Genomic DNA, 13,790 nt, shown 5'->3' with positions numbered 1-13,790 from the left:
ACCTGTACTGTTTAAAACACTCTGTGCTAAACCTCCCAAACAATCGATATAAAATCTCTTCATTTCGTCAACGGGCATGTCCTTTGTCCATAGATCTATGCGCATTGTGTTTTTTTGGTTGTGATCCCAAAGCGAAATACTTATAGACTTTGTTTCCTCTGGTTGGTCGTCTCCTTTTTCTGTGGCATTCCATGATATAGTTTCTGGAATGTTTTCATCATCTAATTCTACCGTGAAATTGATTTCGGATTTTTTCATTGATTGCTTATGAATGTAAAATATCGAATACGTTATGTATTCAGTGAATTTATTTGTTTATAATTAGTTTATAGTCATTTCAGGTATATCGCCTTCTACTATTAGCTTGCCTTCAGTTGCTGCTTTGATATCCTCAACACTAACTCCTGGTGCTCTTTCTAATAATCGGAAACCACCTTCAGGAAGTATGTCTAATACAGCCATATCTGTGACTATTTTTTTCACGCACTTTATACCTGTAATAGGGAGGGAGCAAGATTTTAATAACTTTGAGGCCCCCGACTTACTGCAATGCTGCATGGCTACAATGATATTTTCAGCAGAAGCAACCAAGTCCATGGCACCACCCATACCTTTAACCATTTTGCCAGGTATTTTCCAATTGGCGATATCACCGTTTTCAGAGACTTCCATAGCACCAAGAATGGTTAAATCAACATGACCACCTCTGATCATGGCAAAACTCTCAGCAGAATTAAACAGAACTGAACCAGGCATCATACTTACTGTTTGTTTACCAGCATTAATAAGGTCTGCATCCACATCTTCATCATAAGGGAAAGGACCAATACCTAAAAGACCGTTTTCAGATTGTAAAACCACATCTATATTGTCGGGTATGTAGTTCGCCACCAAAGTGGGAATGCCAATACCCAGGTTGATATACCATCCGCCTCTTACTTCTTGAGCTATTCTTTTTGCAATTCCTATTTTATCAAGCATGACTTAATTGGTTTTGAAAATTATCTATTGGTTACAGTGCGCTGTTCAATCCTCTTCTCGTAATTCTTACCCTCAAATATCCTTTGAACATATATGCCTGGGGTGTGAATCTCGTTAGGATCCAATGTTCCAAGTGGAACGAGCTCTTCAACTTCTGCAATTGTAATTTTGCCTGCAGTTGCCATCATAGGATTGAAATTACGTGCAGTTCCTTTGAAAACTAAATTGCCAGCCGAATCACCCTTCCAAGCCTTAACAAGTGCAAAGTCTGCTTGTAACCAAGATTCCATTAAATATTTTTTTCCATCAAACTCGCGCACTTCTTTGCCTTCAGCTACTTCTGTTCCATAACCGGCAGGAGTGAAGAAAGCAGGAATGCCAGCACCACCTGCTCTAACTCGTTCGGCCAGAGTGCCTTGTGGTATGAGGTCAACTTCCAATTCACCTGCAAGAAGTTGCCTTTCAAATTCGGCATTTTCGCCTACATAAGATGAGATCATCTTTTTCACTTGTCTGGTCTTAAGCATTAGGCCAATACCAAAATCATCTACTCCGGCATTGTTAGATATACATGTCAATCCTTTAACACCAGTTTTTAATAGTGCGCTGATACAGTTTTCAGGTATTCCACATAATCCGAAGCCACCTAACATGAGTATGGCATTGTCCGGAATGTCTTTAACTGCTTCATCGGCATCCTTTACAACTTTGTTAATCATAGGCTTAAGTATTTAAAATTTTAAGGCTTTCTTTTTTGTCAATTGCAAGCTGAGACTTAAGAGCATCTATATCAGCAAATTTCTGCTCAGCTCTTATTCTCTTAACAAACAAAATCTTAAGGTTTTCGCCATAGATATCGTTTACGAAGTCAAATATATGAACTTCTATGCTTTTGACTTTACCATTTACGGTTGGTCTATAACCAATATTGAGCATTCCGTTAAAAGTAGTTCTATTTGACACTACTTTTACAGCATATGCACCATCAGCTGGAATAAGCTTATGACGCATTTCTATTTCGAGGTTAGCTGTTGGGAAACCGATAATTCGACCAATTTTCTCACCTTTGATTACACGCCCAATCATTGAATATTCAGAGCCTAATAGATCATTGGCCAGGTCAACTTCACCTTGAAGTAGCGAGTTTCTAATTTTAGTTGAACTAACACCAACGTGATCCACTTCCTGCTTTGGTATTTCTTCAACTTCAAAACCATAGTTAACTGAATTTGCCTTTAGCTGTTCAAATCTGCCCTCGCGGTTGTTTCCGAACCTGTGATCATAGCCAATCACCAGTTTCTTAGTATTAATGGTCTGGATTAGTACTTTCTGAATGAACTGCTCTGATGTGAGCTGTGAAAATTCCTTTGTAAAAGGAATTCTTAGTAAATGATCAATTCCTTGATCTCGTAATAGATCAGCTTTCTCTTCGAATGTGTTCAATAACCTTAATTCTGTGTCATCAGGATATAAGACTAACCTGGGATGAGGCCAATAGGTGATAAGGACACTTTCTCCATTATTGGCTTTTGCCACTTCATTTACACGCTTTAATATTTGTTGATGCCCCACATGAACACCATCAAACGTGCCGCTGGTAACTACTGCGAAGTCTAGTGGTTTGAAATCCTCAAGTCTGTGATAGATATTCATTTTTTAGTCAATTCTTCTATTGTCTCGGCATCATCAACATTAAAATCACCAATTCTGGTTCTTCTTAACGATGATAAGTAGGCTCCAACTCCGAGTATCTCTCCAAAATCTCTTGCCAGACTTCTTATATATGTTCCTTTTGAACAAACTATTTTAAATGCTACAACTGGCAAATTAACCTCTGTTAATTCAAATTCCTTAACCTCAACTTCTCTTGATTTAAGCTTAACTTCCTCACCGTTTCTAGCTCCTTTATAGGCTCTTTTTCCATCAACTTTAATAGCTGAAAAAATGGGAGGGATCTGATCGATTATCCCTGTTAGGGATTCAGAGGCTTTTATTAAGTCGTCTTGTTTTATATGACTGAAGTCTTTTATGTTTTCAACTTCAGTTTCCAAGTCATATGATGGTGTAGTAGCCCCAATTGTGAAGGTTCCAGTGTATTCTTTTTCCTGAGCCTGATATGTTTCTATTTGTTTAGTCTTTTTACCTGTGCATAATATCAACAAGCCAGTAGCCAAAGGATCTAGTGTCCCCGCATGGCCTATTTTTTTGACTTTTAAGTGATAGCGCAACTTTTTTACAATATCAAATGACGTCCAGTTTAAGGGCTTATCAACTAATATAACTGTTCCAGGATCTTGGGGTGCTGCATTTGGATCCATTATAGCAGAGCATTTATGAAAACAATTCCCGCGACTATAAAACAGTAATATGCAAAATAGATCAGTTTGCCTTTTTTGACAATATTGATCATCCAGGTGCAAGCCAAAAGTCCTGAAACAAAGGCAGCTGCAAATCCTATTATTAGTACAAAAGTATCAATTCCAGCTGCTGACTCAGGAGCTTTCACAAAATCCAACACTTTTAAAAGTGTTGCTCCTAAAATAGGAGGGAGCACCATAAGGAAGGAAAACCTTGCCGCTTTGGATCTTTCTACACCTAACATAAGTGCTGTAGATATTGTGGATCCTGACCTGGAAATACCCGGCAAAATAGCTATTGTCTGAGCTAATCCAATAATGATGGCCTTACCAAAAGATACCTTTCCATCTTTGGGCTTTGCGTAGTAAGTAAGCAATAGTAAGAACCCTGTAATGGCAAGCATTGAGGCTACAAATATGATATTTCCATTGAACATAGCTTCAATTTTATCCTCAAAAAGAACTCCAACTACTCCAACGGGAATCATAGATAGAGCAATTTTTGTAACGAATTGAGTTTCCTCATTCCATTTAAACTTTAAAAGCCCTAGGATCAGCTCTAGGATATCTTTTCTGAAGACTACTATTGTACTTAATGCTGTAGCACCATGCACAATAATTGCAAATAGCAAGTTGTTACTTCCTTTGACTCCGAGTAGGTAGGATCCGATTTCAAGGTGGCCGCTGCTACTAACAGGTAAAAACTCAGTCAGTCCTTGTATTATACCAAGGATAAGAGCCTCAAGGTAATTCATTAATTACTTTTTAGGATTGTAAAGAATGGCGCCAATTTCAATCAGAAAACCACAGAAAACCACCAAAGGCCCTAATGTGAGACCAAGGAAGCCAAAGCCAAAGGGCTCAGGGTCAGAACTCATAATAACAAAACCGACTATAATTACCGCCAAACCAGCGAGCATAATAGTGTAGTTCTTTTTGCCAAAAGGCATGTTTTTGTTCTCCATAGTTAATATAATTCGTCTAATGACAATTTTAGATATTTGCGTATAGCACGGTAAGTACTTGCAAAACCAATTAATGCACCTATTAAAAGTAAGGATACAAAAAGGATAAATATCTTATCCATTTCCTGTAATGCGGACAAGTCGTCTATTTTATTGTTGGCAAACCTCAAAAGTCCATATAGTCCGGCAGATGCAAATATGCCAGCTAAAACACCATAGTATAAAGATCTAGCCAGAAATGGTTTTTGGATGAATCCTGATTTAGCACCTACCAGTTGCATACTTCTTATTAAGAAGCGCTGTGAGAAAAGTGCTAGTTTAATGGTATTGTTTATTAAAATGATAACTACCAATAATAGAATTAGCGCAAATCCTGCCAGTACCAGGCTAATCTTGGTAACATTTTGATTTATGGAGTCTACAAGGCTTTCCATATACTCAACCTCAAATACACCACTTAACGTTTCTAATTCAGCCTTAATTTGCTTTAGGTTTTCAGCATCCTGATACTCCTGTGCAATATTAATGATGAAAGCATCGCGTAATGGGTTTTCCCCAAGAAACTTAGTAAAGTCTTCTCCAGTTTCTTCAATGAATTGCTTTTCGGCCTCTTCTTTAGATACAAAGCTAATTTGAAGCTCTTCTCCAGCTTTAGCTACAAAAGGTTTTGCAGAAATTGATTTTTGAACTTGGATTCTTTGATTGCTTGTGATCTCCTTATTGAGGTAAACCTGTACTTCAATATTATCCTTGATAATCTCAGTAAGCTTATTGGTGTGGAGCAGAAGTAGCCCAAAAAGACCAATAACGAATAGGGATAAGGCAATACTAAAAACTACACTAACGGAAGGGTAGCTTCCTAATTTCTTTTTCTTTCTTGATCTGGTTTCTTTATCCACGCCTTCTTTTTAGTGATTCAAAAATAAGTAAATTATTCTTTCCCGTAGTGTTAATAAAGCGTAAAAAAAAGACCCCTGATTGAAAGGCGGATCAAACAGGGGTCATACTCGGTATATATAAAAGTTACTCTTTTATATCAATCCTAACTTGTTCCAGCTTATTCAGCAATGCGGCATCTTTAACTTCACTCAATGGAGTTATTTCTGATTGCGTTTTACTTAAGCCATAATAGCTTTCTTTATAATATAAGTATAAAGTTTTCCCCTTTGAAGTGTTGAATTCTAGTATTTCATAAAGGCCTTTATCAAAAGCTCCATAAAGAAATAGTCTTCCATCTTTTAATTGGTAGTGGAAAGAGTACTTCTTTTTACTATTATCAATTTCAACATCTATGGCTGGATTGCTGGTTTCACTTTTCTTATTTAAAACAGCCTCCGGTACGTCTAAATCTTCATCACCTTCTTCAGAAAGGTCAAGAGGCTCTACTAATTGAGGTTTATTAATTTCAACCTCTTCTTTTTTAGCAGGTTTGCGACTAGTAATACGTGTAGGTTCTTCATTTACTTGAGACTCTTCGGCCATTGTATTAGAAGATTCTTCAGATGCCACTTGCTCTATTTCTGGTTGTTCCGTAATGAGATTATTAACATCTTCCACCACTTCTTTTGGGGCTACTTCAATAGTCTCAGTTGACGGCTGATTAAAATAATAAGCAAGCCCAGCTACAAGGGCAACAGCTCCAACCACAGCAACTTTAGAAATAATGCTTCCTGTATAGCCACCACCAACAGCCACATTATCAAGGCGAGCCTTAAGCTCTGCTATCCGTGCATTTTTAAGCCCTTCAATTACGTCTTGCTGAAAATCAAATTCTTTTTTCATTGCAGGATCGCTGCTTACAAGGTTCAAAAAATCCTGCTTTTCAACCTCAGTCATCGCGCCTTCGAAGTAGGAATTTATTAAATCGTTATTGCTCATATTCTTTAATCAAGAAAGTCATGCTCACTATATTGAGACTTGACTAGTTCATCTAATTTTTGTTTGCACTTATATTTCTTTGTCTTAGCAGTATTAGTATTTGCAAAACCTAATTTATCTGCAATATCCTGCATTGACAACCCATCGAAATAGTAGTACATCAATACTTTTTTACATGTATCGCCCATTTGGCTAATACACTTATTTATCAACTTTGCTCTTTCTTCTTTATCATGCTGAGGCAATTCTACAGAATCCTTTTCCTCACTAGATAAGCGTTTTTTTCGCTCAAGCTCCTTTCTCCAAAGGTTTTGACAAATACTATATATGTAAGTGCTGATCTTAGATGTCAATACTAAATTGCCACTCACAGCCTTTTGCCAAAACACGACTAAAGCATCCTGATAGATATCTTTAGCTTCTTGCTCTGTCCCACTATTGGAGATGACCATCTTAGTCATCATCCTATAATACTTTTGATAAAGTAGCTCAAGTGCCTTTTCGTCTCCCTTGCATATTTTATCAAAAATCTCATTTTCTTTCATGGAGCTCTTGGTTTTATACAATCGGAAATACTTTGGTAACCAACTTGCTTACAACAAAAGTTGAATATTTAGATGAGTGACCTAAATATGGGTTAAATGGTGCTATGTGCCTATTTACTCGTATTTCAGCCATTCCTGTGTTCTGTAAAATATTCCCCAATAACCTCTAATCATCAATTTGTTGTCTTCAACCCAAATCTTGCATTTGTATATTTTTCCTTCATCTGGCTTTAGTACAGTTCCACCGGTGTATTCATCGCCAGATTTTGACAAACCTTTGATGATTTCCATGCCTATAACTTTTTGATTAAAGCGCTCGTCATTTTCCGGGCATTTATCACATACTGGGTCTGGATCTTGATTCTTGTTCCTGAAAAGTTTAACTATTTGGCCATAGTATAAACCATCTTTTTTGTAAATCTCAACAACTGATTTGGCTTCGCCAGTTTCATCGTCAATGGTTTTCCACTTACCTAAAATGTCCTGTGCCTGAACGGAATATGAACAGACGATAAAAAAGAATAATAATAATGTTCTGATGATTTTCATTAAGATTTTTTTAGCAACTGATAAATATATTCAATTACTGACTAACTAAAAAAGTTGATGTCAGTGTATCGATCGGTAAGAGCCTTTTAAAGCCTACCTCAGGGTAAATAAAAAGGGGAATTGTTTCCAATTCCCCTTTTTACTAAGTCAAGTTATTTTATTTAGCTTCTTCGGCCATCATTTCTTCTGTTACTTCAACAGTAGTAGCATTATCTTCAGTAGAGGTTTCATCGTTAATATGAATCTCTATTGGAGTAATATTAGATTCAGGTTCGCCATGAGATTTACCACCGTATATTTCACCTAATATTGGTGCGATAACAAGACCGATCAAACAAGTAAGTTTAATTAGAATGTTCATTGATGGCCCTGAGGTATCCTTGAAAGGATCACCTACTGTGTCGCCAGTTACTGCTGCTTTATGAGCTTCAGAACCTTTATAAGTCATTTCTCCATTGATCATTACGCCAGCTTCAAATGACTTTTTAGCGTTATCCCATGCACCACCTGCATTATTTTGAAAGATAGCCCAAACAACACCAGAAACTGCAACACCGGCCATATAGCTACCTAAAGCTTCAGGCCCCATTACAAAACCAATTATGATAGGAGTTATAATTGTTAATGCGCCAGGAAGCATCATTTCTTTCAGAGCCGCTTTGGTTGAAATTTCAACACACTTACCATGCTCTGGTTTGCCTGTACCTTCCATGATCCCTGGTATTTCTCTAAACTGTCTTCTTACTTCATTCACCATTTCCATGGCTGCTTTACCAACAGACTGCATAGCTAATGCTGAGAATACAACAGGTATCATACCTCCAATGAACAAGGCAGCTAGTACATCTGCTTTAAATATGTTGATTCCGTCAATTCCAGTAAAAGTCACATAAGCAGCAAATAGCGCAAGAGCTGTTAATGCTGCAGAAGCAATAGCAAACCCTTTACCAACAGCAGCAGTAGTGTTACCCACAGAGTCTAAGATGTCAGTTCTTTCTCTAACCTCTTTAGGAAGCTCACTCATTTCAGCAATACCACCCGCGTTATCGGCAATAGGACCAAAAGCATCAATTGCTAATTGCATGGCAGTAGTTGCCATCATAGCAGAAGCAGCAATGGCAACGCCATAGAATCCTGCAAGTTCATAAGAACCCCAAATAGCAACTGCAAATAATAAAACTGAAGAGAATGTAGATATCATACCAGTTGCCAAACCAGCAATAATATTAGTTCCAGCACCAGTTGAAGAGTTTTGAACAATATTAAGTACAGGTTTTTTACCAAGACCAGTATAGTATTCAGTAAATGCGCTGATTAACCCACCAACTGCGAGGCCTATTAAAGTAGCATAGAAAACATTGATATTAGCTATTTCCTTGATGCCTTCACCAAAAAATTTCATGCTGATTACTTCAGGCAGCATCAAGTCAATTAACAAATATGTAGAAATAGCAGTAAGACCTATCGAAACCCAGTTGCCTAAGTTTAATGCCTTTTGCACTTCAGCTTCTTTTGCATTATTATCTTTTATTTTGATAAAGAATGTTCCAATAATAGAAGCTATAATTCCAACACCAGCAATAACAATAGGAAGAAGGATAGGACCCATTCCGTTAAATGCATCTGTGAATTGTGTTCCAGAAGCTTCAGACATATCTTTGATGATATAGTTTCCTAATACCATAGAAGCCAAAACTGTAGCAACATACGATCCGAACAAGTCAGCTCCCATACCTGCAACATCACCAACGTTATCACCAACATTATCAGCAATGGTGGCTGGGTTACGAGGATCATCTTCTGGAATGCCAGCTTCAACTTTACCAACTAGGTCAGCACCAACATCAGCAGCTTTTGTATAAATACCACCGCCAACACGAGCAAAAAGCGCTATTGATTCAGCTCCTAGTGAGAAACCAGCTAATGATTCCAGAACCATAGTCATATTATCATAAAATGAGCCTGACTGACTCATGAACTGGCTTAAAAATAATAGGAAGAATAAACTCAACCCTAATACTGCGAGTCCGGCAACTCCAAGTCCCATAACCGTTCCTCCAGTAAATGATACTTTTAAAGCTTGTGGAAGACTAGTTCGAGCGGCTTGTGTTGTTCTAACATTAGACTCAGTTGCAATACGCATTCCTATATTTCCGGCAAGCGCAGAGAATATAGCACCGAAAATAAAAGCTGGAATGATCATCCAGGAAGTGGTAGCAACTACCATTGAAATCCCGAAAAGGGCAATTGAAGCAATAATTACAAATACAAAAAGCAATTTGTACTCAGCATTTAGAAAGGCCAAGGCACCTTCTTTGATACTGGTTGCAATTTCTTTCATTTTATCATCACCAGCATCTTGCTTTTTGACCCAACTTGATTTTACGGCCATTACTAAGAGACCAACTAGTCCAAGTACAGGAACTATGTAAATAATATTCTCCATCTTATTTGTTAAAAATTAATTTATATACTCTAAAAAATTCAAAAAGGGCGGTCACGCCCTTATGAAAAAACTGCGCAAATATAGAATAACTGCGATTATTTTAAAACAAATTCCTTAAAACATCCTTTCGCAGGAGGTTATTTCAAAAACAATTGTTGCAGAGCGGTCCAAAGCTGTTGTTTCTTGCCTTTATCTGCTGCAATTTCTTTCAGCTTGTCACAGCTAAGGCATTGTACTGTATCTTCTTGAAACGGAGTATAGAACTGTGAATTGTGCTGGGAAATTGGTTCTGCCGTAAAACTTAAATAGTGAGTAGCCGACCAAACCATAAGGTCTGTTAATTCAATTTTACTTTTTGCAGCATTTATAATGGCAACATCGTCTAGTGATAGCTTAACAGCTCCTAGTATTTTTAGCAGAAATTCTAATTCGCTGTCATTAATGAACTCATTGTCATTATCCTGAACAGCAATAAATATCTTCTTATTAAATGACCCTTTATGAGGAGGAAAAGGTTTTGTTTTTATTTCTTCGACAGGTTCATTAATGATAGAACTTTCTTCAGTCGACTCTTTTTCCTGATATTCCTTTTGTGGTGCTTTCTCTTCGGCCTGTGTGTATGGGGCAGTTTCCTTTTGATTTTCTTTAATAATATAAAGATCCTCAGTTAAGAATGATTTAAGAAAGTTTAGGTCGCTCATGAAGTAGGTTCAAAATTGAAAATTGACTTTAGCTCTGAGGCGTCATTCGGCTTCATTCGACCTGCAAGTACTAAACGCAGTTGTCTTCTTCTCAAAGCTCCCGCATAATACTCTTTTTCCTCGTCAGTTTCAGGTATGGCTTCTGGTACATCTATTGGTCTTCCTGACTGGTCTACAGCCACGAAGGTGAAATAAGCACTATTGCTTTCAAACTTTTTACCACTTGGTATGTCCTCAGCTTCAACATCAATTCTAACCTCCATAGAAGAGCTGAATGCTCGAGTAACCTGGGCCTTTAGGGTCACAACATTTCCAAGTTGGATAGGTTTACCAAAAGAGACATTGTCTACAGAGGCTGTTACAACAATTCTGTTGGAATGTTTTTGTGCAGCGATGGCAGAAACAATGTCCATCCAATGCATTAGTCTACCACCCATTAGGTTGTTCAGTGTATTAGTATCATTGGGCAGCACCAATTCAGTCATTGTTACATATGACTCCTTAACATGTTTAGGTTTTTTGGCCATCGATTAATAGTTATTTTTTCCAACCTTGTTCACCCAGTAAAGGTACGAAGCTGAAATAATCAAAAGATTCTTTTTTAATTTTTTTGTCTGACTCTTTGGTGATGCGCAACATGCGTTGCTTTTTATGATCACCAACTGGAATAATCAGAACTCCCCCAATGTTTAACTGCTTGATTAGCTCAGAAGGAACAGTAGGAGCACCGGCTGTTACAATTATCTTATCGTATGGAGCATGAGCTTTTAACCCTTGAGATCCGTCACCATAAAAAAACTTTGGTGAATAGCCCATCTTTGGTAAAAACACTTTGGTTCTTTCATAGAGAGGTTTATTAAACTCTATGGTATAAACATTCGCCCCAACCTCCAATAAAACACATGCCTGATACCCAGAACCTGTACCAACTTCTAATACCTTATCACCAGCTTTGATCTTGAGTTTTTCAGTTTGAAAAGCCACGGTATACGGCTGTGAAATGGTCTGACCCTCACCAATAGGGAAGGCCTTATCCTGATAGGCATGTTCTACCAGGGCATTATCAAAAAAGTAGTGTCTAGGAATTTTTCCAATAGCTGAAATAACGTTAGAATCAGTAATTCCTTTTTCGGTTATAATGCGCACTAACGACCTACGCATGCCTTTATGACGATAATTATCTTCCATTCTGAGGCACGAAGTTAGAACAACTGGAGTAAAATCCCTAAACTAAAAATACTAATAAAATTAGCTAAATAATTTGCTTTATGAGATATAAAACATAAATTGCTAATAAAATTAGTTATGAAAGATTATAAATTAAGCTTGTTAAGCAAGCGACTAAGCTCGGGGAAGTGTCAAATAAAATTTATAGTAACCAATGATACTAAGGAAGAGCTCTATGGCTATATGCTTGCTGAATCAAGAACGACTTTGAAAGAGGTAGTTAACAAAATTGAAATGGAAGTTAAAAACATGACTTTTGGAGATAACTACTATCATTCACATTTATATAACTTAGCAGAAAAGCAGTCAAAAGAACATTTATTGATTTTCAAAAATTAGTTATGAGTTTGATTAGTGACAATATCAAATACTTAAGAAAGAAGATTGGTCTTACTCAAGAGCAATTTGCAGAACGAATAGGAATAAAGCGCTCGTTAGTTGGTGCTTATGAGGAGGGGAGAGCAGACCCTAGAATCAGCAACCTCATAAATATGGCTGATATATTCGGAACTTCTGTAGATATTCTAATCAACAAAGATGTGAGCAGACTTGATGAGTCTGAATTAGTTGTGAGTAAATACAAGAGAGGCAAAGAAGTTCTGGCCATAACCGTTGATGAAAATCAGAGAGAGAATATTGAACTAGTTCCTCAGAAGGCTGCCGCTGGCTACTTAAATGGTTATGCTGATAGAGAGTTTATTCAGGAACTCCCAAAATTCAAGCTTCCAATGTTGCCTTCAAATGCTACTTATAGAGCATTTGAAATAACCGGAGACTCAATGCTGCCAATATTGCCAGGAACAATTATTATAGGTGAGTATATTGATGATATAAGAGATATCAAAAATGGTAAGACTTATGTGCTAGTTACTAAAAGTGAAGGAATTGTTTATAAGCGAGTTTTCAACTACATCAATGATAATGGTAAGCTTTTTCTAGTCTCAGACAACCGCAACTATGCACCTTATCAACTAGACGCTGAAGACATATTAGAAGTATGGATAAGTAAGGCCTATATCAGTGTTCAGTTTCCAGATGCTAATGCTAACAATGAAGTGTCTACTGAACAGTTGGCTTCTATTGTACTGGACCTTCAGAAGGAAATAGTGAGGTTAAAAGAGCAGACTAAATAGTTACCCTCTTAACTGCGTTATAATCTGTATTCCTAACAATCTTACTTGTTGGTGTTTCTTCCAACTTGTTGATAAAATGAATTTCTTTGGGCTTTTGATACTTATGAAGACTGGAGCCAAGTTCTTTAGATAACATCTCTAGTGACTGGTCATCAATAATGCCCTCAATAATTAATGTTACTTTCTCTCCGAGTAAATCATCCTTAATGCCCTTAAGAATGAAACGATTTCCAATATCGAGCGAGTTCATAATCTTTGAAATGGTGCTTTCGACTTGTTCAATTTGAATCTTTATTCCTCCTGAGTTAATTACATTATCTATTCTGCCAAGCCATTTGAACTTATTGGAGTCGATTATTTCAACCCGATCATTAGTAACAATCAATGTATTGTTTGTTACAGCCGATTTAATGGTGAGGCAACCTCTTGCATCTGAAGCAATCTGTACATCATCAAGTGTAGTAAAGTGATGCTCATCTGATTGCTTACTTAAAAGTTGGAGTCCAATATGTGATACAGTTTCGGTCATGCCATAAGTAGCGTAGATGCTGTTGTCTAATGATTTTATTTCCTGTCTCAGGGAGTCACTGACTTGACCACCACCAACTATAACATTTGAAATATTCTTTAGTTTTTGAAAAGTCTGCTTGCTCTCGAAGATATTGGCAAGCTGTAAGGGCACTAAAGCTGCAAAGTCAATTGGTTCATCTAAACCTTTCAACGGATTGGATGATGGTTCTACTACCACAAGATTCATTTGATTTATTAACGATCTTACAATCATCATCTTTCCACCAATAAAAGCTGGATTCATACAAAGCAGCGAAGTACTATTAGGTTCTAAATTCAGTGCTTTTATTGTCATGTTAGCACTGGACTCCATCTGAGTTCTCGAAATGGTTATATTCTTTGGCTCTCCGGTTGATCCTGATGTTTGAAATTCAAAACGCTGCTGGCCAGATTGCCAGGAATTTATAAACTCAATAATAATTTTTGAGTTTTGAGAAG

18 protein-coding genes are annotated in these 13,790 nt (G+C 37.2%); 2 read left to right on the top strand and 16 right to left on the bottom strand.

Going from position 1 to position 13,790, the window contains the following annotated elements:
• From gldC to E1140_RS06335, 15 genes are all read right to left on the bottom strand, one after another.
• A partial coding sequence (gene gldC, locus E1140_RS06405) for a gliding motility protein GldC (protein WP_155180509.1) occupies positions 1-258 on the bottom strand: 258 nt, incomplete at its 3' end.
• Positions 259-321: 63 nt separating this feature from the next.
• Complete coding sequence (locus E1140_RS06400; protein ID WP_155180506.1) at positions 322-981, bottom strand: 3-oxoacid CoA-transferase subunit B; 660 nt, start codon at positions 979-981, stop codon at positions 322-324.
• Positions 982-1,001: 20 nt separating this feature from the next.
• Positions 1,002-1,700 (bottom strand): CoA transferase subunit A, encoded by a 699-nt coding sequence (locus tag E1140_RS06395; protein WP_155180503.1) that lies wholly within the window; start codon positions 1,698-1,700, stop codon positions 1,002-1,004.
• 4 nt (positions 1,701-1,704) lie between these two features.
• On the bottom strand, positions 1,705-2,634 hold the full coding sequence (locus tag E1140_RS06390; RefSeq protein ID WP_155180500.1) for a bifunctional riboflavin kinase/FAD synthetase: 930 nt from the start codon (positions 2,632-2,634) through the stop codon (positions 1,705-1,707).
• Positions 2,631-3,299, bottom strand: a complete 669-nt coding sequence (gene truB, locus E1140_RS06385; protein WP_155180498.1) for a tRNA pseudouridine(55) synthase TruB — start codon at positions 3,297-3,299, stop codon at positions 2,631-2,633. Before truB ends, E1140_RS06390 begins: the two co-directional genes overlap by 4 nt.
• Positions 3,299-4,093, bottom strand: a complete 795-nt coding sequence (locus tag E1140_RS06380) for an undecaprenyl-diphosphate phosphatase (RefSeq protein ID WP_155180495.1) — start codon at positions 4,091-4,093, stop codon at positions 3,299-3,301. Before E1140_RS06380 ends, truB begins: the two co-directional genes overlap by 1 nt.
• A 3-nt stretch (positions 4,094-4,096) precedes the next feature.
• Positions 4,097-4,303: a DUF3098 domain-containing protein gene (locus E1140_RS06375; RefSeq protein WP_155180492.1), complete on the bottom strand. Its 207-nt coding sequence runs from the start codon at positions 4,301-4,303 to the stop codon at positions 4,097-4,099.
• Positions 4,304-4,305: 2 nt separating this feature from the next.
• Positions 4,306-5,202 carry a permease-like cell division protein FtsX gene (locus E1140_RS06370; protein WP_185153459.1) on the bottom strand — a complete coding sequence of 299 codons (897 nt, stop codon included), beginning with the start codon at positions 5,200-5,202 and terminating at the stop codon, positions 4,306-4,308.
• A 124-nt stretch (positions 5,203-5,326) separates the two neighbouring features.
• Positions 5,327-6,181 carry a hypothetical protein gene (locus tag E1140_RS06365; RefSeq protein WP_155180488.1) on the bottom strand — a complete coding sequence of 285 codons (855 nt, stop codon included), beginning with the start codon at positions 6,179-6,181 and terminating at the stop codon, positions 5,327-5,329.
• A 5-nt stretch (positions 6,182-6,186) separates the two neighbouring features.
• Positions 6,187-6,726 (bottom strand): RNA polymerase sigma factor, encoded by a 540-nt coding sequence (locus tag E1140_RS06360; protein WP_155180485.1) that lies wholly within the window; start codon positions 6,724-6,726, stop codon positions 6,187-6,189.
• Positions 6,727-6,840: 114 nt separating this feature from the next.
• Positions 6,841-7,275, bottom strand: coding sequence for a DUF2147 domain-containing protein (locus E1140_RS06355; protein WP_155180482.1), 435 nt, complete (start codon positions 7,273-7,275; stop codon positions 6,841-6,843).
• 157 nt (positions 7,276-7,432) lie between these two features.
• Positions 7,433-9,721 carry a sodium-translocating pyrophosphatase gene (locus tag E1140_RS06350; protein WP_155180480.1) on the bottom strand — a complete coding sequence of 763 codons (2,289 nt, stop codon included), beginning with the start codon at positions 9,719-9,721 and terminating at the stop codon, positions 7,433-7,435.
• 137 nt (positions 9,722-9,858) lie between these two features.
• Complete coding sequence (locus tag E1140_RS06345) at positions 9,859-10,422, bottom strand: hypothetical protein (protein WP_155180477.1); 564 nt, start codon at positions 10,420-10,422, stop codon at positions 9,859-9,861.
• Entirely contained in the window at positions 10,419-10,949 is a 531-nt protein-coding gene (locus tag E1140_RS06340; protein ID WP_155180474.1) for an acyl-CoA thioesterase, read from the bottom strand. Before E1140_RS06340 ends, E1140_RS06345 begins: the two co-directional genes overlap by 4 nt.
• Before the next feature lie 10 nt (positions 10,950-10,959).
• Positions 10,960-11,610, bottom strand: a complete 651-nt coding sequence (locus E1140_RS06335) for a protein-L-isoaspartate(D-aspartate) O-methyltransferase (protein WP_155180470.1) — start codon at positions 11,608-11,610, stop codon at positions 10,960-10,962.
• 117 nt (positions 11,611-11,727) lie between these two features.
• Between E1140_RS06335 and E1140_RS06330 the strand changes: the two genes are divergently transcribed.
• Positions 11,728-11,988, top strand: coding sequence for a hypothetical protein (locus E1140_RS06330; RefSeq protein WP_155180467.1), 261 nt, complete (start codon positions 11,728-11,730; stop codon positions 11,986-11,988).
• 2 nt (positions 11,989-11,990) lie between these two features.
• On the top strand, positions 11,991-12,782 hold the full coding sequence (locus E1140_RS06325; protein WP_155180464.1) for an XRE family transcriptional regulator: 792 nt from the start codon (positions 11,991-11,993) through the stop codon (positions 12,780-12,782).
• Here the strand turns inward: E1140_RS06325 and E1140_RS06320 are convergent.
• Positions 12,775-13,790 (bottom strand): AMP-binding protein (locus E1140_RS06320; protein WP_155180461.1); only part of this gene is annotated, 1,016 nt, incomplete at its 5' end. The two genes, E1140_RS06325 and E1140_RS06320, sit on opposite strands and share 8 nt — an antisense overlap.

Source organism: Fulvivirga lutimaris, from assembly GCF_009711525.1.
GTDB classification, from domain to species: Bacteria; Bacteroidota; Bacteroidia; order Cytophagales; family Cyclobacteriaceae; genus Fulvivirga; species Fulvivirga lutimaris.
This window is presented reverse-complemented; position numbering and strand designations above follow the sequence as displayed.

Bases quoted from the DNA above. Each gene is read 5' to 3' on its own strand.
- E1140_RS06395 (WP_155180503.1), bottom strand. From the start codon at position 1,700: ATGATTAACAAAGTTGTAAAGGATGCCGATGAAGCAGTTAAAGACATT.
- E1140_RS06390 (WP_155180500.1), bottom strand. From the start codon at position 2,634: ATGAATATCTATCACAGACTTGAGGATTTCAAACCACTAGACTTCGCA.
- E1140_RS06335 (WP_155180470.1), bottom strand. From the start codon at position 11,610: ATGGAAGATAATTATCGTCATAAAGGCATGCGTAGGTCGTTAGTGCGC.
- E1140_RS06360 (WP_155180485.1), bottom strand. From the start codon at position 6,726: ATGAAAGAAAATGAGATTTTTGATAAAATATGCAAGGGAGACGAAAAG.
- E1140_RS06325 (WP_155180464.1), top strand. From the start codon at position 11,991: ATGAGTTTGATTAGTGACAATATCAAATACTTAAGAAAGAAGATTGGT.
- E1140_RS06365 (WP_155180488.1), bottom strand. From the start codon at position 6,181: ATGAGCAATAACGATTTAATAAATTCCTACTTCGAAGGCGCGATGACT.
- E1140_RS06330 (WP_155180467.1), top strand. From the start codon at position 11,728: ATGAAAGATTATAAATTAAGCTTGTTAAGCAAGCGACTAAGCTCGGGG.
- E1140_RS06340 (WP_155180474.1), bottom strand. From the start codon at position 10,949: ATGGCCAAAAAACCTAAACATGTTAAGGAGTCATATGTAACAATGACT.
- E1140_RS06400 (WP_155180506.1), bottom strand. From the start codon at position 981: ATGCTTGATAAAATAGGAATTGCAAAAAGAATAGCTCAAGAAGTAAGA.
- E1140_RS06380 (WP_155180495.1), bottom strand. From the start codon at position 4,093: ATGAATTACCTTGAGGCTCTTATCCTTGGTATAATACAAGGACTGACT.
- E1140_RS06345 (WP_155180477.1), bottom strand. From the start codon at position 10,422: ATGAGCGACCTAAACTTTCTTAAATCATTCTTAACTGAGGATCTTTAT.
- E1140_RS06375 (WP_155180492.1), bottom strand. From the start codon at position 4,303: ATGGAGAACAAAAACATGCCTTTTGGCAAAAAGAACTACACTATTATG.
- E1140_RS06355 (WP_155180482.1), bottom strand. From the start codon at position 7,275: ATGAAAATCATCAGAACATTATTATTATTCTTTTTTATCGTCTGTTCA.
- truB (WP_155180498.1), bottom strand. From the start codon at position 3,299: ATGGATCCAAATGCAGCACCCCAAGATCCTGGAACAGTTATATTAGTT.
- E1140_RS06350 (WP_155180480.1), bottom strand. From the start codon at position 9,721: ATGGAGAATATTATTTACATAGTTCCTGTACTTGGACTAGTTGGTCTC.